Origin of the sequence: Paracraurococcus lichenis, assembly GCF_030657435.1 — a bacterium.
GTDB lineage: Bacteria > Pseudomonadota > Alphaproteobacteria > Acetobacterales > Acetobacteraceae > Paracraurococcus > Paracraurococcus lichenis.
The window spans coordinates 1-2,345 of the sequence record NZ_JAUTWS010000246.1; the positions used below are offsets into that span (position 1 = coordinate 1).

3 protein-coding genes are annotated in these 2,345 nt (G+C 69.3%); all 3 read left to right on the forward strand.

Features of this window, described 5'->3' with window-relative positions; translation table 11 throughout:
* Nucleotides 1-111: 111 nt before the first annotated feature.
* The gene (gene tnpA / locus Q7A36_RS39360; RefSeq protein ID WP_305109242.1) at nt 112-510 is read left to right on the forward strand and encodes an IS66-like element accessory protein TnpA; all 399 of its coding nucleotides are present in this window, start codon (nt 112-114) and stop codon (nt 508-510) included.
* Complete coding sequence (gene tnpB, locus Q7A36_RS39365; RefSeq protein WP_305109243.1) at nt 507-854, forward strand: IS66 family insertion sequence element accessory protein TnpB; 348 nt, start codon at nt 507-509, stop codon at nt 852-854. Before tnpA ends, tnpB begins: the two co-directional genes overlap by 4 nt.
* 60 nt (nt 855-914) lie before the next feature.
* Nucleotides 915-2,345 (forward strand): IS66 family transposase (gene tnpC / locus Q7A36_RS39370; RefSeq protein ID WP_305109244.1); only part of this gene is annotated, 1,431 nt, incomplete at its 3' end.

A 2,345-nucleotide genomic window follows, 5' to 3' on the forward strand; every position in this document is an offset into this window, starting at 1 on the left:
GCGCGACCGTACCCATTCGCCGAGGGCCGCCTACCGGGCTGGGGTGAAACCTGTCTTCGATCTTACGGGCGTTCTTTCGAGCGCCGGTAAGGACAGGCGGAGGGGTGCCCGATGGAGATCATCACCGGGGTAGAGCGGCGACGGCAATGGCGGGATGAGGAGAAGCTGCGGATCCTGGCCGAGCTGAACGAGCCTGGGGTCAAGTGCAGCGAGGTTGCCCGGCGGCACGACATCAGCCGCGGCTTGCTGTGGCAGTGGCGGGAAGCGCAGCGACGCGGCAGGCTGGCGGCCGAGCCGCCGGCCTTTCTACCGCTCCAGGTGGTGCCGGAGTTGGCTGCGCCGGAGCCGCCGGGCGGGTCGGCAGCACTGCCTTACACTGGTGCTGCCGATCCGGGGGTCGAGCCGGACGAGCGCATTGAGATCGTGCTGCCGGACGGCACTGCGGTGCGCGTCACGACGACGATCAGCGCCGGGATCCTGCGCCGCGTGCTGGCGGCGGTGCGCACATGATCCCGACCCCATCCGGCGTCCGGGTGTGGCTCGCGGTCGGCCACTCCGATATGCGTAAGGGCATGCACACCCTGGCACTGCAAGTGCAGCAGGCGCTGGGCCGTGACCCGCATTGCGGCGATCTCTACGTCTTCCGCGGTCGTCGCGCCGATCTGGTCAAGATCATCTGGCACGATGGGATTGGCATGTCGCTCTACACCAAGCGCCTGGAGCGAGGTCGTTTTATCTGGCCATCGCCAGCTGACGGTTGCCTGCAGATTTCCGGTGCACAGCTCGCCTACATGCTCGACGGAATCGATTGGCGAAGCCCACGACAAACCTACAGACCACAGTTGGCGGGATAGTGTTCGGCACAGCTGCATCGGTGCTACCTGGCTCGCCACAACTGTGATTCCATCTCCGGCGTGACAGCCGCGCCGGACAACCTGCCCGACACCGTCGATGCGCTGCGCGCCGCACTCGAGGCCGAGCGGCTGGCGCGACGCGAGGCCGAGGCGCGCGCCTCCGGCGCCGAGGCGATGATCGTGCATCTCAAGCTGCTGATCGCCCGGCTCAAGCGCGACAAGTACGGCGCCTCCTCCGAGCGCGGCCGCAAGCTGATCGACCAGCTGGAGCTCGAGCTCGGCGAGCTGGTGGCGGCCGCCAGCGAGGACGCCGCCAAGGCGGAGAAGGCCGCCGACAAGGAGGGCCGCCCCCGCCGTCCTGACAGCCCGCCCCGCGGCCAGCCAGTGCGCGCGCCCCTGCCGGCGCACCTGCCGCGCGAGCGGGTGGTCCTGCCGTCGCCGGCCGCCTGCCCCTGCTGCGGCGGCAAGCTGTCCAAGCTGGGCGAGGACACCACGGAGACGCTCGAGGTCGAGCCCATCAAGTGGAAGGTGATCCAGACCGTCCGCGAACGGTTCTCCTGCCGCTCCTGCGAGACCGTCACCCAGCCGCCGGCACCCTTCCACCCCATCGCCCGCGGCCGGGCAGGACCGAACCTGCTGGCGATGATCCTGGAGGCGAAGTTCGGCCAGCACCTGCCGCTGAACCGCCAGAGCGAGACCTATGCCTTTCAGGGCATCGAGCTCAGCGTCTCGACCATTGCCGGCTGGGTCGGGGCCTGCACCGCCAACCTGGAGCCGCTCAATGCCCTGATCGAGGCCCATGTGCTGGCGGCCGAGCGGCTGCACGGTGATGACACCACCGTCCCGGTGCTGGCCAAGGGCAAGACCATCACCGGGCGGGCCTGGACCTATGTCCGCGACGACCGGCCCTTTGGCGGCCGGGCACCACCGGCGGCGATGTTCCGCTACTCGCGCGACCGTACCGCCGAGCACCCGAACCGGCACCTGGCCGGCTATGCCGGCATCCTGCAGGCCGACGCCTATGCCGGATACAACGCGCTCTACGAGGCCGATCGACAACCCGGGCCGATCACCGAGGCCGGGTGTTGGGCTCACGGCAGGCGCAAACTGTTCGAGCTGGCCGAGTTGTCGCGCGCCCCGCTCGCCCTCGAGGCGGTGCGCCGGATCGATGCCATCTTTGATGCCGAGCGCACCATCAACAACCTGCCCGCCGATGCGCGGCTCATTCTCCGCCGGCAGCACGTCGCGCCGCTGGTCACCGAACTCGAGACCTGGATGCGCGAGAGCCGCGGCAAGCTGTCCCGGCACGCGCCGGTCGCCAAGGCCATGGACTACATGCTGACGCGCTGGGAAACCTTCGCCCGGTTCCTTGGCGATGGCCGGATCTGCCTCACGAACAATGCTGCCGAACGCGCGCTGAGGGGTATCGCCCTCGGAAGAAAGTCATGGCTGTTCGCGGGCAGCGATCGCGGCGGTGACCGCGCCGCGGCG